Raw genomic sequence first — 25,041 nt, 5'->3', positions numbered from 1 at the left:
CGGCCGCCGTTCAGGAAATAGGTTTGTCATCAGTCTTCCGTTGCATCCACCTTTACAAGCACTGCCGTAACGCAGTAAAGTCGCCAACCTTTTTTATGGCTCGCCATCCTTGGCGGCCCCCCTTCCGGGCCGTCGCTAGTGCGACGTTAAAAGTTTCTCCCGGAAATTTTCATGGCATGGGGCCTAACTATGTTTATCGGTTTTGACTACGGTACCGCCAACTGTTCCGTGGCAGTTATGGATGCAGGGACACCACGGCTCCTGTCGCTGGAAAATGGCTCGCCTTATCTTTCTTCCCTGCTGTGCGCGCCCGTGCGTGAAGCGGTGAGCGAGTGGTTGTGGCGACATCATCAGGTCAATGCCGAGGGCGAGAACGCACTGCTGCTGAAGCGCGCCATCAGCTACAACCGCGAAGAAGATATTCGCGTACAGCCCGATAGCGTGAAATTTGGGCGCGATGCGTTACGCCACTATATGGATGATCCAGAAGAGACATGGTTCGTTAAATCGCCGAAGTCCTTCCTCGGTGCCGTCGGACTGAAAGCACAGCAGATCGCGCTGTTTGAAGATCTGGTTTGCTCCATGATGCTGCATATCCGCACACAAGCAGAAACCCAGCTTGACCAGCCTATTCGTCAGGCGGTTATCGGTCGCCCGATTAACTTTCAAAGTATCGGCGGCGAAGAAGCCAACCAACAGGCACAAGGGATTTTAGATCGTGCCGCACACCGTGCAGGGTTTGAAGACGTCGTCTTTCAGTTTGAACCCGTGGCTGCTGGGCTGGATTTTGAATCTACGCTGACGAAAGAAACGCGCGTGCTAGTTGTAGATATCGGCGGCGGAACCACCGACTGCTCCATGCTACTGATGGGGCCGAAGTGGCATAAGCAGCATGAACGTTCGCAAAGTTTGCTAGGACACAGCGGCTGCCGTATTGGCGGTAACGATCTGGACATTATGCTCGCGTTCAAACAGCTAATGCCGCTGCTTGGCATGAATAGCGAGTCGGAAAAAGGCATCGCCCTACCGATCATGACCTGGTGGAATGCGGTCGCGATTAACGATATTCCGGCACAAAAAGAGTTTCATAGCACCGCCAGTCGCGCGTTAATCAACGAAATGATCCGTGATGCTCGCCAGCCCGAATTAGTGAAAAGATTGCTGACCGTGTGGCAGCAGCGCCTGAGCTACCGTCTGATTCAACTGGCGGAAGAGAGCAAAATAGCGCTTTCCAACCAATCGGAAACGGCAGCCGATTTGCACTTTATCGAATCAGGTCTGGCAACGCGCATTCATGCTGATGAACTTAACGCCGCGATTGATAATCCGCTCACGCGCATTCAGCAGCAGGTAACGCTGGCGTTAGAAACCAGTCAGACCCGACCAGAAGTGATCTACCTGACTGGCGGTAGCGCAAAATCTCCTCTGCTGCGTCAGGCCATTCAGCAGTTGCTGCCTGATATTCCTATCGCCAGCGGCAACGATTTTGGCTCCGTTACCGCCGGACTGGCTCGCTGGGCAGAGATAGTTTTCCGCCGTTAAGTCAAATACGGGACGTAAGCCATGCGTCCCGTCAGACTATGGTTTTATTAACTGCGGTGGCTTGACCAACAATCCACGCAGCAGCAACTCCAGCGCGGCAACGCCTTGTGCCAGCCGCGCAGTACCATCCTCTCCTTCTGCGATCCAAAACGCCGCTTCGGCCAGACTGCCGTAGATCAACGATGCCAGCGCCTGTGGAGCGGCTTCAGCCACCACGCCTTGGCGTATGAGGTTGTCGATCAGCCGCTGCATCGACTCAACGCAATGCCGTTGTGAATCCGGCGATGCACCACCCAGTGCAGCCCGCGCATCACGCAGCACGATACGCTGAATCTCAGGCTCCAGCGCCATTTCCAGATAAGCGCGACAGCGACAACGGAAACCTTCCCAGTCATCTTCGGCGGCATCGGAGATCGCTTGCAGTCGCTCATCCATCTCGGCATCGATCTGCTCTACCACCGCCGCCAACAATCCTTTCTTGTCACCGAAGTGATGATAAAGCGCCCCTCGGGTCAGGCTCGCCTGCGCAGTGAGATCGTCCATTGAAGTGTCGGCATAGCCACGTTCGCTGAAGACCTTACGAGCGGTCGCCAGCAGTGTAGCGCGAGTTTCTTCCATTTCAGCACGGGTACGACGAACCATCGACACATCCTTACATACACATCGTATGATTATTTACATTCACTCCGTATGAATATATGCTTTTATTCATACGTTCTGTATGTATTGTCGCTGTGCCGCGAGAGGGTGGCAAGTGGATTCACTTTGGAGAACAAGATGATCAACCCTTATCGAGAACTTTTCGCCGCTCCTGGTACCAGAGGCTTTGCGTTGGCAGGCCTGTTGGCACGGGTTCCGCTGCCCATGACAGGCATCGGCATTATCACCATGCTGTCGCAACTGCGCGGCAGCTATGCGCTGGCAGGAGCGGTATCTGCCACTTTTGTACTGACCTATGCCCTGCTATCACCACAGGTCTCCCGTCTGGTTGATCGACATGGGCAAGGTCGCGTACTGCCACTGGCAACGCTAATCAGCGCGATCGGCATGCTACTTCTTCTTGCTAGTGCATGGTGGCAGGCACCTGACTGGACCTTATTCATCGGTGCTTTGCTGGCCGGTTTCATGCCCAGTATGTCAGCGATGGTGAGAGCACGCTGGACGGCCATCTATCGCGGCCAGCCTCGCTTGCAAACGGCTTACTCGCTGGAGACGGTACTCGATGAAGTCACCTTTATTGCCGGACCTCCGCTGGCTGTCGGTCTGTCCGTAGCTGTGTTTCCTCAGGCTGGCCCACTGGCAGCGGCACTCTTGCTGATTATTGGTGTGTTTGCACTGGTTACACAACGCGGCACCGAACCACCGGTAGAAAAACAGGATGTCAGTACGGGTCGCTCAAGAGCGGTGATCAAACAGGCGAACATGCGTTTGCTTACGCTGTTGATGGTGGCGATGGGCGTCATCGTTGGCACCGTTGATATCGTCAGTGTGGCCTTCGCCGAACAGCGTGGCCAACCGGCAGCGGCCAGCCTGATCTTGTCAGCTTATGCGGTAGGTTCCTGTCTGGCCGGCCTGCTGTTCGGTGCCCTCAAGCTACGCACTGCACTGCATCACCTGCTATTGCTAGGCGGTGTGGCAACGGCGGCAACCACACTACCTCTGCTGCTGGTTGGCAGCATTCCCACATTGGCTGCAGCCGTACTGATCGCGGGACTGTTCTTCGCTCCCACTATGATCGTGGCAATGTCGCTGGTCGAACGTTTGGTGCCTGAACATCGCTTAACCGAAGGCATGACCTGGTTGTTGGCAGGGCTAAACATCGGTGTGGCGCTGGGCGCTGCGGTATCGGGTCACGTCGTGGATGAGGGTGGCGCGCGTACTGGGTTCGCCGTTGCGCTGGGCGCTGGCGTTTTGGTGCTGCTGGTCGCGATTTGGGTACATCAGCATTTGCGAACACATGCCTCCTCTCTTCCCCATGCCGCTTGACGGTCACACAATCGACTTCCTATGCTAAGGATTGAACCATGAATACATCTTCATCTATCGCTATAGGCACAACGGCACAGCATCCTTGGCTGGCCGTCGCCGCCGTCGGTCTTGCGACTTTCTCTGTTGTCACAACGGAAATGCTTCCGGTCGGTCTGCTGACCCCTATTGCCGACACGCTACATACCTCTACCGGAACCGCAGGGCTGATGATTTCACTCCCTGCACTCTTAGCCGCGTTATTCGCCCCATTGGTAGTGATCGCATCCGGTGGTATGGATAGGCGCAGGATTTTATGCGGCCTGCTAGCGTTGCTGGTTATCGCCAACATTGCCTCGGCACTGGCACCAGACATCGGCTGGATGCTAGCCGCACGTGTGCTTGTCGGCTTCTGTATGGGTGGCATCTGGGCGATTGCTGGTGGTCTGGCTGCACGACTCGTTTCCGAGCCCTCCATTGGTCTGGCGACATCGATTATCTTCGGCGGCGTCGCGGCGGCGTCCGTACTGGGTGTACCGTTCGGTGCCCTGATCGGCGACATCGCCGGATGGCGCTGGGCGTTTGGCTGCATGGCAGTGCTTAGTGGACTGGTACTGATGCTTCACCTCGCGGTGATTCCGGCACTGCCCGTTGCCCGCTCAACCACCGTACGCCAGTTCGGTGAGCAACTGATCAACCGTAAGCTGCAAGTCGGACTGATTCTGACGCTATTACTGGTGGCAGGGCATTTCATAGCCTTTACCTTCGTTCGTCCGCTGCTGCTATCCGTGTCGGGATTCGACACACCATGGATTAGCGCATTGCTGTTCGCCTATGGCATAGCAGGCATCGTTGGCAATTTTCTGGCAGGTATCATCGCGGCGCAGCGTACGACGTTAGCCTTGACGGCAATTGCTTTAGGGCTGCTGTTAACCCCGCTCCTGTTCCTCACCATCGGAGGTTCGCATGTAGGCGGCGGCGTGGCGCTGCTGGTTTGGGGGCTGGCCTACGGCGGTGTATCCGTTGGTTTGATGACATGGATGATGAAAGCCGCATCGCGCGCCGTGGAGATCGCTTCCGCACTGTATGTTGGCGTTTTCAATGTTGGTATCGCGCTTGGGTCCTGGGTAGGCGGCCAAATAGTGGATAATTCAGGCCTGAACGCAACGCTTTGGCTGGCAGGTGGATTCGCCGCGGTCGCCTTACTGTTATCCCTGAGCATTGGGTTGACTGAACGCCGGAAGATCATCGAATGAAAAAAGCCGCGAGCACCTTATTCAGGCGTCTCGCGGCTTTTAGAGATGGTGTCAGCGCAAAAAACGTAGACGTTGAGGTAAATCAGCTCTGTTGATTCAAGACTAATTGACCGTTTCTGTCCACTGGAATCTGTGTACCCGGATCGCGATCCATGCGGATTTTGCCCTGCTGGTCGCCGATTTTATAGGTGACATCATAACCTAGAACTTTTTGTGATTTATCGTACACCGTCTGACAACGCTGCTGCTGTGTCGTGTACGTATCATTTTCCTGCATGCCGCTTTGTACACGGTTACCCGCGTAGCCGCCTGCCAGTGCACCCGCTACCGTCGCGACATCTTTACCACGTCCGCCACCGAACTGATGCCCCAGAACACCACCCGCCACGGCACCCAGTACCGATCCGGCTATCTGGTTTTCATCCTGCACCGGACGACGATGTGTCACATTTACGTTACGGCACTCTTGGCGAGGCGTTTTGACCGTTTCTTTAATAGGTGTTGCCGTTAGCACCTGTGCATACTGAGGTTTAGAGGAAAAGACATCCATACTCGCCACCGCCGCCACACCCAATGCCGCAGCCACACCAATACCTACACCCGCTAACATTGATTTGTTCACAGGATACCTCCCGAATCTATTCTCACGCATTCCCCATCTGCAATTCTGCCGTAATCTTGTTTTACGTCAGCTCGCGTTTAACGCGATGAATCCGATGGTTCCTTCTGAATAATCGCATTCAGAATTTTCGGCGTGCGTGCTACGCCTTCTGTAAACAGTGGAAAGTCTGCACAATGTTTCACACTCTCGCAATAAGACTAACTAACCAAAAGTGTCAGATTCGTAACATAAAACTGTCATTTGGGAATTATCTTAACCGGAATTGCTAATAGGACGATATTTTATACTGTTATTTCAGGGCGATGCTCAGTGGCATGACGAACGGAGGTGCGGCTTAGGGGGGAATATTGTCAATACATTGACGGGAAGGCACGTCTTTTCCAGAGAACCAGAGCAGACCGATAAGAAAAAGAATACGGGCGCGAAATTGCGTTCACGCCCGTATCAGAAGGATGTCAGTCGTTGCGGATTAATGCAGTTTGAGACGCGGGCGTATCACCCGGTTGATGCCACCGACCAGCATCATCAAACCCGTTTTAACATAGCCGTGCAGCGCAACTTGGTGCATACGATAGAGGGAGATGTAAACGAAGCGAGCAATCCGCCCTTCTACCATCACTGAACCCCGCATCAGGTTCCCCATCAGGCTACCTACCGTACTGAATTTAGACAGCGAAACTAGCGAGCCGTGATCTTTGTAGACGTAAGACTTCAGCGCCTGTCCGTTCAACAACGCGATGATGTTGCTGTGACAGCGTGATGCCATCTGGTGAGCCGCCTGCGCACGCGGTGGCACGAAACCGCCGCCTTCCTGCGGGCAGGATGCACAGTCGCCGATGGCGAAAATGTTAGGATCGCGTGTCGTCTGCAACGTAGGTTCAACGACAAGCTGATTGATCCGGTTGGTTTCCAGACCGGCAATGTCTTTCATTGCATCCGGCGCTTTGATTCCTGCCGCCCAAACCATCAGGTCGGCTTCGATAAATTCGCCGTCCTTCGTATTCAGGCCGCCGCTTTCCGCGCTGGTTACCATGGTTTTCGTCAGCACGCGGACGCCAATATTATTCAGCTCATGGTGTGCTGCCGCTGAAATGCGAGGCGGAAGCGCTGGCAAAATACGTTCGCCCGCTTCAACCAGCGTCACATTCAGTGTTTGGTTATCCAGTCCGTCAAAACCATAGCTGTGCAGCTGTTTCACCGCGTTATGCAATTCCGCAGACAGCTCGACGCCAGTCGCTCCACCGCCCACAATCGCAATATTTACTCGCTCTTTTTCGTCCTGATTTGCTGTGAATTTCAGGAACAAATTCAGCATTTCATTATGGAAGCGACGGGCTTGTTTTGGATTATCCAGGAAAATACAGTGATCTTTCACGCCCGGCGTGCCGAAGTCATTTGAAGCGCTGCCTAAGGCAACTACCAAAATGTCATACGGAATGCGGCGCGCCGCAACCAGTACGTCGCCTTGATCATCACACACTTCGGCCAGTTGAATCTGCTGCTGTTCACGATCGATATCCGTCAGCATCCCCAGTTGGAACTGGAAATGGTGATTGCGGGCGTGCGCCAGGTAGCTCAGCGCATCCATATCGTCGTCCAGCGAACCGGTCGCGACTTCGTGCAGCAATGGTTTCCACAGGTGGCTGTGGTTACGATCCACCAGCGTAATGTCCGCTTTTTTCTTGCGTCCTAACTTGTGGCCCAAACTCGTTGCGAGTTCAAGTCCGCCAGCTCCCCCGCCGACAATGACAATTTTTTTGGTTGGTGATGTCAAAATGACCCCCTAAAATGTGAACCAATCGTTAATAAAGAGTAAAAAATAATATCCTTATATAACATAGGGTTCGCGTAAGTTAAGCCTGATATCTGCTGCAAGAATAGCACGCTAGGTTATTTGGTCATACCAAAATTGATATATATCAATTTATTTTACGGCGCGGGTTTTTGCCGAGAAAATTCCATCTTTATTTCAGTGAATTAGCGGAAGTCTGTCTGAAGGGAAAATGCTGAATCGTGCACTTATGCGAGTCTGTACGAACTAAGGAAAGTAAATAAACGGTGTCATTCCTCCTGATATACCACTCAAAAAGGGACATCAGAAGGAACGCCAGCAGCGATTAACAAATCATCGTGGATAACAGGCTTAACCGAGCGTTTTGAAGGCTTTTATACGCTGTAAATGGGGAGAAATACTTTTGAATTTATGCGTCTGGATATCGTCCCAAACAATCTCATAATATTCTCCCAGCGCTTGCGCACTGCGCTGGCTGTCGAGCATCTCATCCTGACGGGAAAGCATGACCATGCAGCGATCGCGGTTTTTTTCACGAAAATTCGCGACACACTTCGTGGCGATATCCAGATATTCTTCCGGTCGATCGATTTTCCCGCTCATGTTTTCCTGCGGGAAAAGGTTCGGATTGACAATAACTTGTCGTATATCACACAGAAAACCGACCCGTTCAGCCCAAAAACCGCCCAACCCCACGCCACAAATCAGCGCACGATCGTCATTTGAATGCTGAATCATCTTATCCACCTGTTTTAGCAGGTGTTGCATATCATGACGCGGATGCAGCGTGCTGTAGCTAATCAGCCGTACATCTTCATCGATAAACTGAAGCTGCAAGACTTTTTCATGGTTACCGGGGCTGGTCGAGTCAAAACCGTGTAAATAGATAATCATCTTTTATCCTCACCACTGACTAGGTTGCCTATTTCTCACCATTTTTATATCCGTCATACTTCAAGCTGCTTGTGCGTTGGCAATACTCGGCTCATCTCTGAGCCTCGCCCTGAAGGGCCGCCGCAAGCGGCGTTCAAATTGGCTAAGCCAATTTGTCCTTACTCACCCCAGTCACTTACCTAAGTAAGCTCCAGGGGATTCGCGCAGTTGCCGCGTTACAAGGCCCATAAATGAGCCTCGCCCTAGAGGGCCAACGCTTTGGCGTTGTTCAAAACGCTAGCGTTTTGTCACGCAACTCGAATTATTTAGGATATATGCGCCTGCCAGCGCTCACTGAGTGAGGTGAGCGCCTGATTTGCCTGCTTCCAACGCGACGAATCCAGCAGTTCCCGACGAGAAAACGAACCCTGATGATATAAGCGCGTTAGTTGCTCCGCTTTGACCGGGGACAGGTTATCCAGCACGCTGACCGCTCCTTCACGATGATTGCAAACCAGAATCATGTCACATCCCGCCTGCAACGCGGCCTGCGCCCGCTCTGGGTAACTTCCCATTACAGCCGCACCTTCCATCGACAGATCGTCGGAGAAAATGATGCCATCAAAGCCTAACTCTTCACGCAGTACTGTTTTAAGCCAGTAGGGAGAACCGCTGGCGGGACGCGGATCGGCCTCGGTGTAAATCACATGGGCAGGCATGATCGCATCCAACTGCTGGCGTTGGATCAGCTCTTTAAAAATCAGCATATCGTGTGCGCGAATCTCCGCAAGCGGACGCGGATCGCGCGGTGTTTCTTTATGTGAATCGGCGCTGACCGCACCGTGACCGGGGAAATGCTTACCCGTGACTTTCATGCCTGCACTGTGCATACCGCGAATAAAGCTCTGCGCTACAGCCAACGCAGTGTCTGGCTGTTCGTGAAACGAACGCTCGCCAATCGCCGCACTCTGGTGACCGATATCCAGCACGGGTGCAAAGCTAATGTCGATATCCATCGCGATCATTTCTGCCGCCATCAACCAGCCGCCCTCTTCCGCCAACCGTTGGGCTTCTGGCATGCTATTTAATGCAGCAAACGCCTGCGCGGCAGGCAAACGGGTAAATCCATCACGAAAACGCTGAACGCGCCCGCCTTCCTGATCCACAGAAACCACGAGACGCTCGCGCGACGCCGCGCGGATTTGGCGCACTAATTCACGTAACTGCGCCGCATCATGAAAATTACGTGTGAACAGAATAACGCCGCCAACGAGCGGGTGTTCCAGCACTTCACGATCTTCTGCATCCAGCTCATAGCTGGCGACATCTAACATTACCGGACCCACAAAAACCTCATTCTTTAATAGTACTGCTGAGTAAAATGACCACGACCACAAAAACCATACCGTCAGCCTGACTGTAGCCCATGGCCCAGTTGTAACCGATGATAGAGTGCGGGAATTTCCGCTAAAAATTCGGGGTTCTTCGTTTGTTGCCAGCGTATTTCAAACCACATCAATACCAGATAATCGACCCAAGGGAACCACTGCATCATCTGTTGCTGAAGACGGCTCACGGAAAACCCTCGCCGATGCTGCTGGTAGCTCTGTAGAAAGTGCGTTTGCGCCATGCTTTCCATCTGACTGGCTCGGACAATGAACGCTAGCTCAAAGGCGATATCGCCATCTGAGGCGTATTCCCAGTCGATCAGCATGGTTCCTTGCGGCGTAATCAGTAGGTTCTCAGCATGTACATCCAAATGGAGGGGACCTAACGCCAAAGGCGTAGGTAACGCAGCACGTTGAAAATGATGGTGGGCACGTAACAACGCAGGCGAACGACGAGACGGATCCATCAGTTGCCAATGTTGAGCAAATAATATTTTGAGATTGAGGGGATGACCGCTACGCGGCTGACGATGGAGCTGAGACAATACACGCGTCACTTCGCCATTAGCCAGCATCATCAGGAACTCATCTGAGGTGGCAATGCGCCCCGGCACCCACTCGACAATTAACCAGCCGTCACGCCACAGCAGCGGCCGTGGCGCGAGTCCTATCGCCGACGTTTGTCGCAGCAGAGCGAACTCTCGCTGACGGTCGACGCCCATTTTTCGCTCAACTGGCGACTGCCGGCGTGCAAGCCACTCAATACCCGGCCCACGAATACGCCAGCTTTTACTACTTAGCCCCCCCACCAGCTCAAAACGAATATCCGCCATCTCCACGGTTGGGAAATGTTTCTGGATCGTCGCCGTCAGCTGTTGCCGGATGCCCGCCGATTTAATGCTGAACGGCGCCATTGCCTGACCAAACAATTTCGCCAGTCTGCACCAGCATCAATTGCATGTCGATTTGCGGTGATTTCACATCACCACTGACGTCGCTATATAGCACATACTGCGCGCTGACATAACGCGCCAGACCAATCGCCTTGCTGCGCGATCCTAAGCTGTCATCAACTGACAGACCTAGCGTTTGTTTCGCAGCAGCCAGTTGCTCACGTGGCACCAGCGTAAAGGTCTTACCGGAGGATAACGCGTTGTACAACGCACTTGTCGCTTTCGCTATTGGCAGTGAACCATTGGTGTTATTTTTCACGCTATCCACCAGCAGTATGCTGCCCGGCGTAACGCCATCAGCTTGCAGCATCTGTGCCACCAACGGATTGATGCTGGATTCCCAGTTCAACGTCTGGATTTTAGGCGGTTGCGGTACAGATTCCCCCGGCGGCGGCGTTGGCGTGGTTGGCACTTGAGGCTCAACCGGCTCAATGGTCGCAGGCGGTTCAGTCGGTTCCGGCGGACGGCTTGGGCACCCTGTCAGTACCAACGCTGCCAGTATCACCCCTAGATACTTTTTCATATTTTCTCTCTCAGCACACCATTACAAAAACAGATGAAGACGAACCTGACGCGCATTAGGATTGCTACGCGTTGAAAAAACCGTCATTTCCGTCTGTGGCGGGATTTCAATGGACTGCACCTCTTCAAACGGCAGCACGTCCAGCCCGTTTTCATCATACCAATAGAAACGGTAATGCACGGTCACCGCATGTGAAGCATCGTTGCTGACAGCGGAAGAAGCCCGCAGTCTGCCATTTTCCGAATCCAGCGACGGATTCCCCGCCGTAATGCCAGCGGATAGCACGGGAGCATCCAATACCAGCGTTTGTCGCTCATTGATAGTCAGCACCTTTGGCGCACTACAGCCCGCTATCAATCCCAGCATCAGACACGCAAACAGAAAAAGCGTCGGGTTACGCATGGTTTACTCGCATGATGGTTTTCTCACCTGATTGTCTAACCATGGCCATCGAACTTAGCTCTACAGGATCTAGTTCGCCAGCAAAGGCCCTAATGCACGGCCACCAAGTAGGTGCATATGGATGTGATAAACTTCCTGCCCACCGTGTCGGTTGCAGTTAATAATCAGGCGATAGCCGTCTTCTGCAATGCCTTCCTGCTGCGCAATTTTACCCGCGACCGTCACCATACGTCCCAGCGCCGCTTCATGCTCTGGCGCCGTGTCGTTAACGGTTGGGATTAATACATTCGGGATAATCAGAATATGGGTTGGCGTGCGGGGCGCGATATCACGGAAAGCGGTGACCAGTTCATCCTGATACACGATATCGGCAGGAATTTCCCGGCGGATGATTTTACTAAAGATGGTTTCTTCAGCCATGATTGATTTCCTTGTTAAAGCTGGCGTTGAACGACGTCATGTAGGCAGTATGAGTGACATATTCCATTTCTTTCAACCTTCTTCGTCTATTTCTGGTGCAGGTGGTCAAAATACGACACGCAGAAAAAATCTGTCTGTACCGAACACTGCCACGCTATCACCACGGCGGCAAGGGTTTGACGCCGCTTAGCGAATGCCCATCGCGTCCCTTCCTTTGTCAGTTAACCGACTGCGGCGTTCTCACCAACATTAACAACAGGATGCAAACCAGCAAAGCCGCGCCTAAGTTGTAGAGCATTCCCACGACAAAGGCAGAAACGTATTGATCCGCTTGTGTAACAGCGTCATCGCCTGTCGCCAGCGCGGTGCCAAACAAGATGCCAACCACTGCCACACCCAACGCCGCCCCAACCTGCTGAACCGTCGAGATCACGCCCGATGCCATACCGGCCTTAGCTTCATTTACAAAGCCCAAAACCAGATTCAGTAGCGGCGTCATGATAAAACCTTGACCTGCACCCAGCACCACCAGCACAGGAATCAGCCATGCGGCCACCAGATTCGCCCCCGCTAGCTGCACTTGCATAATCAACAGCCCGATGGAAATGGCATAAACTAACGCCCCCGCGACGATGGCTGGCATACCCCAGCGGGCAACCAGGCGCGGTGCAGCCAGCGACGCCAGAACGAAGCCCACGCTACAAGGCGCGAAAATACTACCGGCAAGAAAGGGGTCGAGCCCCAACCCGACTTGCACCAGCAGAGCAAAACACAAGAAAAATGAGCTGGATGTGGAATACACCAGCAGCACCAGCAACACGCCCAACAGGAACCGACGCTGCACGAGCAGACGCATATCAACCAGCGGAAGATGCCCCGCTAGTTGTCGCCGTTCCTGCTGGTGATAAAAAACTGTCAGCAGGACAGCCGCAGCGGCCAGCATCCACAGACTCCATGCAGGCCAGCCTTGTCCCGGTCCTTCGATCAGCGGCACCAGCAGCAACGTCAACCCAATGCTAACCAGCGCCACACCCGCCCAATCCAGCGAAGGGCGTAGCGGCGTACGGGATTCAGGAATAAATCGAGCTGCCGCGATAGCCAACAGACCAATAGGAACATTAATAAGAAAGATGCTACGCCAGCTCAGCCCGAATAGGTTGGCATGCACCAGCCATCCTCCCAGTACCTGACCCGCGATAGCGGCTAGCCCCAGCGTCATCCCCAGCAGACCGAAGGCACGGCGACTATCGTTCCCATCGAAATTGACGCGGATAGAGGCGTAAACCTGTGGGAACAGTAGCGCGGCCGCGAGTCCCTGCAAGATGCGTGCGCTAATCAGAAATTCTGCGCTGGGCGCTAAGCCACACAGCGCAGAAGCAATCGTAAATCCAGCCATGCCCACGACAAACAGGCGGCGTCGCCCAAATATATCTCCCAATCGGCCACCCGTAATCAGCAGCACACCGAAAGCCAGTTCGTAACCCGCAACGATAAAGCCGATCTGCGCGAAGCTGGCACCCAAGTCAGCCTGCATGCTAGGGATGGCAACATTGACCACGAACAGATCGAAGATCGTGACAAAGCCCGCCATGAGCAGCACAGACAGACCGAGCCAAGGCGGACTATTGGCCGTCGTCGTTACAGCCGAAGAACGATAAGTTGAGTTCATGTTGTCTATCCTTGTGTATCGCGAATTTATGTATCAAGAGCCATCACGCCATCATTCTCAAACCTCTTTTAAACGATTACAATTTAACTACTTATGCTATTACTAAAAGCAATGCGGTAAACGATGAGAACATTGGAGAGAACTCGCCACGATCTGGCTGACTTTTTGCGCGCGCGCCGCGAACGGGTGTCACCCGCTGATGTAGGTTTGCCTAGCGGTGGAAGACGGCGCACGCCGGGGCTGCGACGCGAAGAAGTGGCCGCACTGGCCGGGGTCGGGCTGACCTGGTACACCTGGCTCGAACAAGGGCGCGATATCGGTGTGTCAGCAGCCTTTCTGGACAGCCTGGCACGGGTGCTCAAACTTGATGCGGCCGAACGTCGCCATCTGTACCTGCTGGCACATGAACGACCACCTGTCGAGCCGGGTAAGACGTGGTGCGTGGTTCCACCACTGGTACGGCGTCTAATGCACGATCTGGCCCCGCATTCAGCTTACATACTCAATCTGCGCTGGGACGTACTGGCCTTTAATGAGCCGGCGAACCAGTTTTTCGGCTTTGACGCACATCCCTCCGAGAGACTTAACCTACTCTGGCTCTTGTTTACCGATCCGTTGTTGCATGAGCGATTTGTCGGCTGGGAGGAACAAGCACCACAAATGTTGTCGAGTTTTCGCCGCGATTTCACTCGCGCAACGCAGGAGACTGATATTCATGAACTGGTGGACGAACTGGAGCAAGTGTCGCCAGACTTCAAAATGTGGTGGCGTCAGCATGATGTGCATGCTCCGTGCAGTGGGGTTCGCCAACTGATGATTGAGGGCAAGCCTGAAACCTTCGAGCACACGTCGCTGACCATCGATGAAGATCGGCATCTGCGCTTGGTGGTTTATGCTCGGCAATCTCAGGGAGAGGAATGATGTGACACTGGTGCGACACCAGTAAACCAGTTATGCGGCAGGATTACTCGCGTTACAGAAGCAGATTAAAGCCCCGTCGTTCAGCGCAAGTTTTCTTGAAAATGACTCAACACTGACCATAAAAAAAAGGGGCTTTCGCCCCTTTCTGCAACTCCCCAATGACTCATCAGTGGTTACGGATGTAGTCGTCCATATCGGTTTTCAGGTTATCGGATTTCGTACCGAAAATGGCCTGAACGCCGGAACCTGCCACAACCACACCTGCTGCACCCAGTTTTTTCAGGCCAGCCTGATCAACTTTAGCCACATCACCTACGCTAACGCGCAGACGGGTGATGCATGCATCCAGGTTAGTGATGTTTTCTTTACCACCAAACGCGCTAACCAGAGCGGCAGCCATTTCGGTGCTGTCCTGCGACGTTTGCTCAGATGAGCTATCTTCACGACCCGGCGTTTTCAGGTTCAGCTTGGCAATCAGAACGCGGAAGATGGTGTAGTAAATCAACGCATAGCACAGACCCACAATCGGGAACAGCCACAGGTTGCTACCGTTACCACTTAGTACCACGAAGTCGATCAGGCCGTGAGAGAAGCTTGTACCATCACGCATACCCAACAAGATACAGATTGGGAACGCCAGACCCGCCAGAATCGCATGGATCACATACAGGATTGGCGCAACAAACATGAATGAGAACTCAATTGGCTCAGTGATACCCGTCAGGAACGAGGTTAACGCCGCAGAGATCATGATACCGCCCACTTTCGCGCGGTTTTCTGGTTTAGCCGAATGCCAGATAGCAATAGCAGCAGCTGGCAGACCGTACATTTTAAACAGGAAGCCGCCAGACAATTTACCCGCAGTCGGGTCACCAGCAATGTAACGCGGGATATCGCCGTGGAAAACCTGACCAGCAGCATTGGTGAACTCACCCACTTGCATTTGGAAAGGTACGTTCCAAATATGGTGCAAGCCAAACGGCACCAGAGAACGTTCAACAACCCCGTAGATACCGAATGCCAACATCGGGTTCTCATTCGCTGCCCAGTGAGAGAATACCTGGATAGCGCTACCAACCGGTGGCCATATGAAAGATAACACCGTGCCGATAATGATTGCCGTCAAGCCGGAAATAATCGGCACAAAGCGTTTACCGGCAAAGAAGCCCAGATACTCAGGCAGTTGAATGCGGTAGAAACGGTTAAACATATACGCGGCAATCGCACCGGCAATGATCCCGCCCAGAACACCAGTATCCGCCAGATGCTTCGCAGTAATCTCGGCAGCCGGTAGATTAAGAACCAGCGGCGCAATTGCGGCCATGGTTTTCACCATGATGCCATAAGCCACTACCGCCGCCAGTGCGGAAACACCGTCGTTATTAGTGAAGCCCAGGGCAACACCGATAGCAAAAATCAGCGGCATGTTGGCAAACACCGAATCACCGGCCTGTGCCATGACGCTTGAGACAATTGTAGGCAACCAGCTAAAATTGGCCGAACCGACACCTAGCAGAATACCTGCGATAGGGAGTACGGATACGGGCAGCATTAGCGACTTACCTACTTTTTGCAGGTTTGCGAATGCATTCTTGAACATAATTGAGTGTGCTCCTGAGTAATAGTGCTTTTACTTCTGATACTTCATCTATAAGCAAAGGTGGGGAGGATGGCCTTTGCGAGTTGGGGTGTCTTAGCCCCCTTTAATTTTTACGCAGAGTAAAATAAATAGCGTTCACAATGTTTGATTGCTATCACGTTTCCACAAGCCAACAGGCTGAGAACGAACAGATATTGCACTTTTTTGTGATATATCGCTAAAAAACACGGCCCCCTGAAGAGGAAAAACCTGGTCAAGGGGATTATCGGGCGCTATTAATTACACGGGTAAAAAAAACTCGGCTATTCTCAGCCACTATTGTGCTGCGGTCAACCGAGCCGGATCGATGTGAAACAGGCGGGAAAAGTTTTCTGTCGTGGCAGCTGCGAGGGTTTCCAGCGATGTACCTTTCACTACGGCAAGATATTCCGCTACATCACGCACATACGCAGGCTGGTTTTCCTGACCTCGGAACGGGACAGGTGCTAACCAAGGGGAATCTGTCTCAATCAACATCCGATCCAGCGGCACATAACGTGCTACGTCACGTAATTCCTCTGCATTACGAAACGTCACGATCCCAGAAAACGAGATGTAGAATCCCATATCCAGCAAGGCTTTTGCCGTGATCAAATCTTCCGTAAAGCAGTGCAGCACACCACTGCATTTCTCCGCGTGTTCGTCACGCAAAATTGCCAGCGTATCTTCACGGGCAGAACGCGTATGCACGATAACGGGCTTATTCAGGTCATTACCAATACGAATATGTTCACGAAACGATTCCTGCTGCTGGGCTTTCGTCTCCTGCTGATAGAAATAATCCAGCCCCGTTTCCCCCATCGCCACCACACGGCTAGCACTGGCTAACTCACGCAGTTCGGCATAATCATAAGGGACTTCCTGATTGAGGGGATGAACACCGCAGGAAAACGCCACGTTATCGCGCTCGCCGATTAACTCCACCATGGCACGATAGCCGGGCAGCGTTGTCGCCACCGCCAGAAGGAAACCGACATCACGGAGTTTCGCTTTCTCCAACACATCGGAGACATCTTTATGCAATGACTGATAATCCAGACCGTCAAGATGACAGTGGGAATCCACTAACAACATGATATTTACTCGATAGTAATTAAACAGAAAAGGGATGGCTGTCGCGCTTAACCGACGAGGCAAGCGTGCGTTCACCATCAAGCAGGCGTTCCGTCAGCAGCAGTTCGCGATTCACACCGGTGACGGTCAGTAATTTTTGTCGGCAAGCCAGCCACTGTTGCAGCTCATACTGTAAATGCGCAGACGGTTCGCGCGCCAGACGCTCAACCAGTTCGATCTGATCTAGACTCACCAAATGTTCGCTAGCACCCTGTTGCCATTTCATGGCATCCAGCAGTAACGCGGACAGCCAGTGAATTCTCACATCCGCATCATCATGATTCAGTTGCGATATCAATGAAAGCTGATCCCGTGAAGTCATCGCAGCAGAAAATGCCTGGCACAGCCCGCTACGCTGCTTCCAGCGTTCTGGCTGCAATAATGCTTCTGCCGCAAGCGGTGCGCCCGATTGCAATCTCAATGCCGTACGCAATGCCTTACTATCATGACGATGGCGCGTATTCAGCCACAGGATACTCTGCGTCTCATTCGGCACATCCAGATAGTGATACAGGCAGCGACTGCGTAAAGTAGCTAACAACCGAGCAGGCTCACGGCAGCCCAATAAAAAAAAGGTATTTTTTGGGGGTTCTTCCAGCGTTTTCAGCAGGGCATTCGCTGCCGCTTCTGTCAGTTGCTCAGCGGAAGCCAGCCAGATCACTTTTGCTCCGCCCTGTCGGGAATGTTGGTACACCTTTTCCACGACGTCACGCACCGGATCGACGCCCAGACTCTGTTTGCCTTTCTCCGGGCTCAGCACATGCCAATCTGGGTGTGTTCCCGCCGTCATCAAATTACAAGAGTGGCACTGGCCGCAGCTTTTCATGCCGTCAGGTCGCTGGCAGATCAACCAGCGACTAAGCGCATAAATAAGCGATTCATCGCCCATGCCCGGCAGCGCATGCAGCAACACCGCATGGTGGCCTCTGCCCGCCTGATATTGACCGATAAGCTGCCGATAAGAGGCATTCAGCCACGGATACCAATCCATCAGAGCGGTCCTTGCACGACAGGCGGCAATCCTTGTTGCTGCAACCACTGTTGTAGCGTGGCCTGAATATCCGCACTAACGGCATCAATAGATTGTGATGCATCGATCGTCAGGATGCGGTCATCCTCCGCAGCCAATTCCTGATAGCGGGAGCGGGTACGATCAAAGAAAGCCAGCGATTCCTGCTCGATTCTATCCAGCTCGCCGCGTTGACGCGCGCGCTGCAAACCGATGGCTGGCGGTAAATCAAGATAGAGCGTTAGGTCAGGGCGAAAATCGCCCAGCACGGTGTCACGCAGCGAGCGCAGCAGTTGCTGATCGATCCCACGTCCACCGCCTTGATAAGCCTGTGAAGAGAGATCGTGACGATCGCCGATAACCCATTTTCCATCTGCCAGCGCAGGTTTGATGACATTATCTACCAGTTGCACTCTGGCCGCGTAGAGCATCAAAACTTCCGCTTTGTCGGTGACCTTTTCATCGGCCATACCTTGCTTGATGAGTTCACGTAGCTTCTCAGCCAGCGGCGTGCCGCCAGGCTCTCGAGTGAACACGACCTCTTTCACACCATGTGACCGCAGCGTTTCTACAACAATATTGCGCGCACTGGTTTTCCCTGCGCCTTCCAATCCTTCAATGACGATAAATTTACTGTTCATCCCGTTCCTTTAACGCTGAGCGGTATACCTTTACAGCACGATTATGGTCTGCAAGGTTAGTGGTAAAACTGTGTCCGCCTTTTCCATCCGCCACGAAATACAGATACGACGTTTTGGCTGGATGCGCAGCCGCATCCAATGACGCTTTCCCTGGCATTGCGATCGGCGTCGGCGGCAAGCCGGAGATGACATACGTATTGTAAGGCGTCGGCGTATCTAATGCTTTACGGGTTATCACGCCTTTATAGTCATCCCCCATGCCATAAATCACAGTGGGATCAGTTTGCAGCCGCATACCAAGCCGTAAGCGATTGATAAAAACAGAAGCGACCTGCGTACGTTCTTCATTGATTGCCGTTTCTTTTTCAATGATTGACGCCATCGTCAGCAACTCGTCTGGTGTCTTATACGGTAAGCCTTCTTCACGCCCTTTCCATACGTCATCCACCGTTTTTTTCATACGCTGGTGCGCACGCTGTAACAGAGCGCTATCGCTCGTACCGGCCGTGTATGAATAGGTGTCAGGATAAAACCAACCTTCCGGGTTCGCCTTATCGTTGATTTCCAACTGGGTGACGATGTCCTGTTCCGTTTTATCGGCCAGTACATGCTTGATATAAGGTGCCTGCTGCAATGTGACGATCCACTCTTTTAGACGGGAACCTTCGACAAAGCGGATGGTGAATTGCGCTTCCTTTCCGCTGGACAGTAAGGCCAACATCTCGCGGACGCTCATTCCTGTTGTAAAGCGATACGTCCCTGCCTTGAATTTTGCTAATTCAGGTTCGATACGCAGCAGCCACGGAAAAAACGCGCCATCGGTCATAATTTTTTGATCGAGAAGTAGCGTTTCCAGCCCTTCTCTTCCCGTACCGGCAGGAAGCGTGAAAATAGTTTCTTTTTCGATAGCCAATGGAGAACCAGCAAAACGCTGCATTCTCTGCCACGCTACCAGCAACATCAGGACAACAGCGGCGATAATCAGCAAACCAATTTTCTTTTTCTTCATAAATAAACCATCTACTAGCAGTCAGAACTCAGGAATTGATAAAGAGCTCGGGAGTGGTAACGCCAGACGTGCGCCTGATTCACGGGGACTATCGGCATTAATGCATTACAAATCAGCACTTCATCCGCATCTGCCAGTGTAGTAACAGGCTCACTGACGATCTGTAGCTCGAAGTCAGACTCTGCCAGTAAGGCAATAATATGCTGTCGAGTAACACCATCCACACCTGACTGAGATAAATCCGGCGTATAGACCCGATGTCCCTTACGCCAGAATAAATTAGCGGCACAGCATTCCACTAGCGCACCTGAGGTGTCAAGCACGAGGGTCTCATCGGCTGAGGTCTGGTCAAGATGCGCACGAATCAACACTTGTTCAAGCCGATTCAAATGTTTTACTCCCGCCAACAGCGGGTTTCTCGCTAACGTCACAGGGCTCAAACTCAGGCTAATCCCCTGCTCACGCCAGACGGCATACTGTGCAGGATAATCTGCCTGCATGACAATTCGGGTTGGTTGCACACAACCTTGCGCACTATAGCCACGCCCGCCGACGCCACGCGTTAGCATGACTTTCACTACGCCGCTCGATCGTCCCTGCGCTGCCCCTACCATTTCAACGTGCAGATCTTCCCAGTCAACGGCAGGAAATAATAGGCGTGTAGCAGCCTGTTGCAACCGTGCGATATGTCGATCGAGCCAGACAATCTCGCCATCGCATACTCTGGCAGTCGTAAAACAGCCGTCACCATACTGTGTACCCCGATCGAGTACCGAGAGCTGTTCCTGTAACTGACCATTAATCCACAGCATAATAAGCTCCGCGTCATTCATCGCCGTCAGCTTGCCAGTAAAGCGGCATCGCACACAAGCAGGTGTGTCTGATTTTATTCAGGCAAAAAAAAACCCGGAAACCGGGTTTTTTATAGACGCTATTGCAATCAAACTTTACGGAAGATCAGAGAACCGTTGGTTCCACCGAAACCGAAAGAGTTGCAGAGTACGTATTCCAGATCGCTGACCTGACGCGCCTCATGAGGCACAAAATCCAGATCGCAGCCTTCATCTGGGTTATCCAGATTGAGCGTTGGCGGAACAGCCTGATCGCGCAGAGCAAGAATACTGAAGATGGACTCCACTGCGCCTGCCGCACCGAGCAAGTGACCCGTCATGGATTTTGTCGAACTAACCAGTACACGACTGGCGTCTGCACCAAATACGGATTTCACTGCCTGTGTTTCAGCTTTATCACCCGCCGGCGTAGAGGTGCCATGCGCGTTGATATAACCGATCTGACTCGTTGACACTCCAGCATCACGCAGTGCGTTTTCCATCGCCAGCGCTGCGCCTGAACCATCCTCCGGCGGAGACGTCATATGATACGCGTCGCTGCTCATGCCAAATCCAACAATTTCTGCATAGATTTTCGCACCGCGCTTTTTCGCGTGCTCATATTCTTCCAGCACCATGAGGCCAGCACCGTCGCCCAGCACAAATCCATCACGATCTTTATCCCACGGACGGCTTGCCGCCTGAGGATTATCATTACGTGTTGACAGCGCACGAGCAGCACCGAATCCACCAACGCCTAATGGCGTACTGGCTTTTTCTGCACCACCGGCCAACATCACATCTGCATCATTGTAGGCAATGATACGTGCTGCCTGGCCAATATTGTGCACGCCAGACGTACAGGCCGTAGCGATAGAGATACTCGGGCCACGCAGTCCGAACATGATAGTAAGATGCCCAGCTACCATATTAACGATGGTTGATGGCACGAAGAACGGACTGATTTTACGAGGGCCGCCGTTCACCAGCGCAGTGTGGTTATCTTCAATAAGACCCAGACCGCCGATGCCGGAACCAATCGCCGCACCGATGCGCGGTGCGTTTTCTTCCGTTACTTCCAAACCAGAGTCCTGCATAGCCTGAACGCCAGCAGCAACACCGTATTGAATAAAGGCATCCATTTTGCGTGCTTCTTTACGCGAAATGAATTCCTCAGAATTAAAATTCTTTACTAAGCCAGCAAAACGCGTTGCGTAGGCACTAGTATCGAAATGGTCGATCAGGCTGATACCACTCTGACCGGCAAGAAGAGCACTCCAGGTAGACTCAACTGTATTGCCGACAGGAGATAACATGCCCAGTCCGGTCACAACTACTCGACGCTTAGACACGCTTATCCTCCAGGGAGGGAAAAAAAGACACTGCGGGACAAAAAAACTTAGGCGGTCGAATGACCGCCTAGATATGTTCGCTTACTGCTGGTTAGCCTGAATGAAATCAATGGCTGCTTGAACAGTCGTGATTTTTTCAGCTTCTTCGTCTGGAATCTCAGTATCAAATTCTTCTTCCAGAGCCATTACCAGCTCAACAGTGTCAAGAGAATCAGCGCCGAGGTCATCAACGAAAGAAGCATTGTTTACGACTTCTTCCTGCTTAACACCAAGCTGTTCAACGATGATTTTCTTAACGCGTTCTTCGATAGTGCTCATACTCTTAAATTTCCTATCAAAACTCGCTTTCGCGATGGTTTTCGTAGTGTATAAAATGTTTGAAAAGATGCAACAAAATCTCGGCTGGTCGAACCACGATTTTGTGCTATTTTGCGGTTATCACCGCAAATAAAGCAAATAGTTTTCGAGCTTTTTAGATCATATACATGCCGCCGTTGACATGCAATGTTTCGCCAGTAATGTAAGCAGCTTCATCAGAGGCTAAAAATACAACAGCACTGGCGATTTCTTTAGCATCACCGAGTCGGTTAGCTGGAACCGACGTCAAAATGCCTGCTCGCTGTTCTTCTGTCAATGCCTGAGTCATATCTGTTTCGATAAAACCAGGCGCGACCACGTTAACCGTAATACCACGAGAAGCTACTTCACGCGCGAGGGATTTGCTGAACCCAATCAGCCCCGCCTTCGCTGCAGCATAGTTAGCTTGTCCTGCATTGCCCATCGTTCCCACAACGGAACCGATAGTAATGATACGGCCAAAACGTTTCTTCATCATGGCACGCATAACCGCCTTAGACATACGGAATACCGAGGTCAAATTGGTATCCAGAATATCGTGCCATTCATCATCTTTCATACGCATCAGCAGGTTATCACGGGTGATACCGGCGTTATTGATAAGAATATCAATTTCCCCGAATTCCGCGCGAATTTCGGCTAACACGCTTTCTACTGACGCTGCATCAGCAACATTCAGCATATAACCTTTACCGTTCTCACCCAGCCAACTGCTGATAGCTTCAGCACCTTTTTCGCTGGTTGCGGTACCAATGACTTTTGCCCCGCGGGCAACCAACGTCTCGGCGATGGCACGCCCTATACCACGGCTTGCACCGGTAACCAGTGCAATTTTCCCTTCAAAACTCATTGTCTTCTCCGTTCTTATTTCTCAATCGCCGCTGATAGAGAAGCAGGATCGTTCACCGCTGCTGCTGTCAGAGTATCGACGATTCGTTTGGTTAAGCCAGTCAATACTTTACCCGGCCCGACTTCTAACAGTGATTCAACGCCCTGAGAAGCCATGAATGCAACACAGTCAGTCCAGCGCACTGGGCAATAAAGTTGGCGTACCAATGCATCACGAATGGCTTCTGGTGTGGTTTCGATGCTTGCATCGACATTATTTACCACTGGGATGACCGGAGAATTAAAGGTCACGGATTCCAGCGCCACAGCAAGTTTCTTCGCAGCGGGTTCCATCAACGCGCAGTGTGACGGAACGCTGACAGGCAACGGCAGAGCGCGCTTCGCACCTGCCGCTTTACACGCAGCACCAGCACGCTCAACGGCGTCTTTATTACCTGCAATCACGACCTGACCCGGTGAGTTGAAGTTTACCGGCGATACCACCTGCCCCTGTGCGGATTCTTCACACGCTTTGGCAATCGCATCGTTATCAAGGCCGATAATGGCATACATAGCGCCAGTGCCTTCCGGCACCGCTTCTTGCATCAGTTTGCCACGCAATTCAACCAGACGAACAGCCTGTTGGAAATCCAGAACACCCGCGCAAACCAGTGCAGAATACTCACCGAGGCTATGGCCAGACATCAACGCAGGCGTTTTTCCTCCCTGCTGCTGCCAGGCACGCCAGATAGCAACAGAAGCAGTCAGTAATGCAGGCTGTGTCTGCCAGGTTTTATTCAACTCTTCAGCTGGCCCTTGCTGGGTAAGCTGCCACAAGTCATAACCTAACACTTCAGAAGCCTGAGCAAACGTTTCGGTGACGATCGGGTGTTCTGCCGCAAGTTCAGCCAACATTCCTACCGTCTGCGATCCCTGACCGGGAAACACCATTGCAAATTGCGTCATATCACAATCCTGTTTAATTAAAAACGAACCAGCGCGGAACCCCAGGTAAAGCCGCCACCGAAGGCTTCAAGCAGCACCAACTGCCCTGGTTTAATACGCCCATCGCGCACGGCTTCATCAAGCGCTGAAGGTACAGAAGCAGCGGAGGTATTACCATGACGATCGAGCGTCACAACCACCTTGTCCATCCCCATACCCAGCTTTTTCGCCGTGGCACTGATGATGCGCAGGTTAGCCTGATGAGGCACCAGCCAGTCTAATTCACTTTTGTCCAGTTGAGCCGCTTGCAGCGTTTCTTCAACAATGTGTGCCAGTTCAGTCACGGCCACTTTGAAGACTTCATTACCAGCCATCGTCAGGTAAGCAGGCGTATCCTTGTGGTTACGATCCTGATGTGGCAACGTCAGTAAATCGCCATAGCGGCCATCGGCATGAAGATGGGTGGAAAGAATACCCGGCTGCTCTGATGTTGTTAACAACACGGCACCCGCGCCGTCACCAAACAGAATCAGCGTACCGCGATCTTCAGGATCCAATGTACGAGACAATGTGTCGGAACCGATCACCAGTGCGTATTTCACCGCACCACTTTTAACGTATTGATCGGCAACGCTCAGCGCATAGGTAAAACCTGCACAGGCCGCGGCCAGATCGAAAGCAATGGTATCTTTGATCCCTAATAACTGCTGAACCTGACAGGCTGAGCTAGGGAAAGCATGACTTGATGATGTTGTAGCAACGATCAGAAGGCCGACCTCAGAAGCATCGACATTCGCCATTTCCAGCGCTTTCTGCGCGGCACGGTATCCCATGGTCGCAACGTTTTCATCCGGCGCAGCAATACGGCGCTCACGGATTCCAGTACGTGTGACGATCCATTCGTCCGTCGTTTCCACCATCTTTTCTAAATCAGCGTTTGTCCTGATTTCTTCAGGCAGGTAGCTGCCCGTTCCGATTATTTTTGTATACAT

Annotated in this window: 25 protein-coding genes; 4 read left to right on the top strand and 21 right to left on the bottom strand. The window is 52.5% G+C overall.

What is annotated here, in order from left to right; translation table 11 throughout:
• Positions 1–189 precede the first annotated feature (189 nt).
• Positions 190–1,542 carry a molecular chaperone gene (yegD, locus tag DUT67_RS08665; RefSeq protein ID WP_048259836.1) on the top strand — a complete coding sequence of 451 codons (1,353 nt, stop codon included), beginning with the start codon at positions 190–192 and terminating at the stop codon, positions 1,540–1,542.
• A 36-nt stretch (positions 1,543–1,578) separates the two neighbouring features.
• Here yegD and DUT67_RS08660 read toward each other — a convergent pair whose 3' ends face one another.
• Positions 1,579–2,184, bottom strand: a complete 606-nt coding sequence (locus DUT67_RS08660) for a TetR/AcrR family transcriptional regulator (RefSeq protein WP_113631655.1) — start codon at positions 2,182–2,184, stop codon at positions 1,579–1,581.
• Between the two features lie 135 nt (positions 2,185–2,319).
• Here DUT67_RS08660 and DUT67_RS08655 point away from each other — a divergent pair, with 135 nt between their 5' ends.
• Both DUT67_RS08655 and DUT67_RS08650 read left to right on the top strand, forming a co-directional pair.
• Positions 2,320–3,528 (top strand): MFS transporter, encoded by a 1,209-nt coding sequence (locus DUT67_RS08655; RefSeq protein WP_113631656.1) that lies wholly within the window; start codon positions 2,320–2,322, stop codon positions 3,526–3,528.
• Between the two features lie 38 nt (positions 3,529–3,566).
• Positions 3,567–4,763 (top strand): MFS transporter, encoded by a 1,197-nt coding sequence (locus DUT67_RS08650; RefSeq protein WP_113631657.1) that lies wholly within the window; start codon positions 3,567–3,569, stop codon positions 4,761–4,763.
• An 82-nt stretch (positions 4,764–4,845) separates the two neighbouring features.
• Here DUT67_RS08650 and DUT67_RS08645 read toward each other — a convergent pair whose 3' ends face one another.
• From DUT67_RS08645 to DUT67_RS08605, 9 genes are all read right to left on the bottom strand, one after another.
• The gene (locus tag DUT67_RS08645; RefSeq protein WP_005970476.1) at positions 4,846–5,385 is read right to left on the bottom strand and encodes a glycine zipper 2TM domain-containing protein; all 540 of its coding nucleotides are present in this window, start codon (positions 5,383–5,385) and stop codon (positions 4,846–4,848) included.
• 469 nt (positions 5,386–5,854) lie between these two features.
• On the bottom strand, positions 5,855–7,159 hold the full coding sequence (locus tag DUT67_RS08640; protein WP_048259702.1) for an NAD(P)/FAD-dependent oxidoreductase: 1,305 nt from the start codon (positions 7,157–7,159) through the stop codon (positions 5,855–5,857).
• A gap of 369 nt (positions 7,160–7,528) precedes the next feature.
• Positions 7,529–8,071, bottom strand: coding sequence for an alpha/beta hydrolase YcfP (ycfP, locus tag DUT67_RS08635; protein ID WP_039292423.1), 543 nt, complete (start codon positions 8,069–8,071; stop codon positions 7,529–7,531).
• Between the two features lie 305 nt (positions 8,072–8,376).
• Positions 8,377–9,396 carry a beta-N-acetylhexosaminidase gene (gene nagZ, locus DUT67_RS08630; protein WP_072062014.1) on the bottom strand — a complete coding sequence of 340 codons (1,020 nt, stop codon included), beginning with the start codon at positions 9,394–9,396 and terminating at the stop codon, positions 8,377–8,379.
• Positions 9,397–9,458: 62 nt separating this feature from the next.
• Positions 9,459–10,352 carry a thiamine kinase gene (thiK, locus tag DUT67_RS08625; protein ID WP_113631658.1) on the bottom strand — a complete coding sequence of 298 codons (894 nt, stop codon included), beginning with the start codon at positions 10,350–10,352 and terminating at the stop codon, positions 9,459–9,461.
• On the bottom strand, positions 10,333–10,914 hold the full coding sequence (gene lpoB, locus DUT67_RS08620) for a penicillin-binding protein activator LpoB (RefSeq protein WP_113631659.1): 582 nt from the start codon (positions 10,912–10,914) through the stop codon (positions 10,333–10,335). Before lpoB ends, thiK begins: the two co-directional genes overlap by 20 nt.
• Before the next feature lie 21 nt (positions 10,915–10,935).
• Positions 10,936–11,316 carry a YcfL family protein gene (locus DUT67_RS08615; RefSeq protein ID WP_113631660.1) on the bottom strand — a complete coding sequence of 127 codons (381 nt, stop codon included), beginning with the start codon at positions 11,314–11,316 and terminating at the stop codon, positions 10,936–10,938.
• A gap of 69 nt (positions 11,317–11,385) precedes the next feature.
• Positions 11,386–11,736: a purine nucleoside phosphoramidase gene (gene hinT / locus DUT67_RS08610; protein WP_010276226.1), complete on the bottom strand. Its 351-nt coding sequence runs from the start codon at positions 11,734–11,736 to the stop codon at positions 11,386–11,388.
• 217 nt (positions 11,737–11,953) lie between these two features.
• Entirely contained in the window at positions 11,954–13,405 is a 1,452-nt protein-coding gene (locus DUT67_RS08605; protein WP_113631661.1) for an MFS transporter, read from the bottom strand.
• A 123-nt stretch (positions 13,406–13,528) separates the two neighbouring features.
• Here DUT67_RS08605 and DUT67_RS08600 point away from each other — a divergent pair, with 123 nt between their 5' ends.
• Positions 13,529–14,326, top strand: coding sequence for a helix-turn-helix transcriptional regulator (locus DUT67_RS08600; protein WP_113631662.1), 798 nt, complete (start codon positions 13,529–13,531; stop codon positions 14,324–14,326).
• A gap of 166 nt (positions 14,327–14,492) precedes the next feature.
• Here the strand turns inward: DUT67_RS08600 and ptsG are convergent, their stop codons facing one another.
• The 11 genes from ptsG to DUT67_RS08545 form a co-directional block, all read right to left on the bottom strand.
• Positions 14,493–15,926, bottom strand: coding sequence for a PTS glucose transporter subunit IIBC (ptsG, locus tag DUT67_RS08595; RefSeq protein WP_113627786.1), 1,434 nt, complete (start codon positions 15,924–15,926; stop codon positions 14,493–14,495).
• A gap of 315 nt (positions 15,927–16,241) precedes the next feature.
• Complete coding sequence (locus DUT67_RS08590; RefSeq protein ID WP_113627785.1) at positions 16,242–17,039, bottom strand: metal-dependent hydrolase; 798 nt, start codon at positions 17,037–17,039, stop codon at positions 16,242–16,244.
• Positions 17,040–17,058: 19 nt separating this feature from the next.
• Positions 17,059–18,069 carry a DNA polymerase III subunit delta' gene (gene holB / locus DUT67_RS08585; protein WP_113631663.1) on the bottom strand — a complete coding sequence of 337 codons (1,011 nt, stop codon included), beginning with the start codon at positions 18,067–18,069 and terminating at the stop codon, positions 17,059–17,061.
• Positions 18,069–18,728 (bottom strand): dTMP kinase, encoded by a 660-nt coding sequence (tmk, locus tag DUT67_RS08580; RefSeq protein WP_113631664.1) that lies wholly within the window; start codon positions 18,726–18,728, stop codon positions 18,069–18,071. The genes holB and tmk overlap by 1 nt, the downstream gene beginning before the upstream one ends.
• Positions 18,718–19,737: an endolytic transglycosylase MltG gene (gene mltG / locus DUT67_RS08575; protein ID WP_113631665.1), complete on the bottom strand. Its 1,020-nt coding sequence runs from the start codon at positions 19,735–19,737 to the stop codon at positions 18,718–18,720. The genes tmk and mltG overlap by 11 nt, the downstream gene beginning before the upstream one ends.
• A gap of 14 nt (positions 19,738–19,751) precedes the next feature.
• Positions 19,752–20,549 carry an aminodeoxychorismate lyase gene (pabC, locus tag DUT67_RS08570; protein WP_113631666.1) on the bottom strand — a complete coding sequence of 266 codons (798 nt, stop codon included), beginning with the start codon at positions 20,547–20,549 and terminating at the stop codon, positions 19,752–19,754.
• A 128-nt stretch (positions 20,550–20,677) separates the two neighbouring features.
• Positions 20,678–21,919: a beta-ketoacyl-ACP synthase II gene (gene fabF / locus DUT67_RS08565; protein ID WP_048259690.1), complete on the bottom strand. Its 1,242-nt coding sequence runs from the start codon at positions 21,917–21,919 to the stop codon at positions 20,678–20,680.
• Between the two features lie 81 nt (positions 21,920–22,000).
• The gene (acpP, locus tag DUT67_RS08560) at positions 22,001–22,237 is read right to left on the bottom strand and encodes an acyl carrier protein (protein ID WP_005970506.1); all 237 of its coding nucleotides are present in this window, start codon (positions 22,235–22,237) and stop codon (positions 22,001–22,003) included.
• A gap of 154 nt (positions 22,238–22,391) precedes the next feature.
• A complete protein-coding gene (gene fabG / locus DUT67_RS08555; RefSeq protein ID WP_011093373.1) occupies positions 22,392–23,126 on the bottom strand; it encodes a 3-oxoacyl-ACP reductase FabG in 735 nt (244 codons plus the stop codon).
• A gap of 14 nt (positions 23,127–23,140) precedes the next feature.
• Entirely contained in the window at positions 23,141–24,070 is a 930-nt protein-coding gene (gene fabD, locus DUT67_RS08550) for an ACP S-malonyltransferase (protein ID WP_048259689.1), read from the bottom strand.
• 17 nt (positions 24,071–24,087) lie between these two features.
• Complete coding sequence (locus DUT67_RS08545) at positions 24,088–25,041, bottom strand: beta-ketoacyl-ACP synthase III (RefSeq protein WP_113627780.1); 954 nt, start codon at positions 25,039–25,041, stop codon at positions 24,088–24,090.

This window comes from Pectobacterium peruviense (genome assembly GCF_003312355.2).
Classification (GTDB): Bacteria; Pseudomonadota; Gammaproteobacteria; order Enterobacterales; family Enterobacteriaceae; genus Pectobacterium; species Pectobacterium peruviense.
This window is presented reverse-complemented; position numbering and strand designations above follow the sequence as displayed.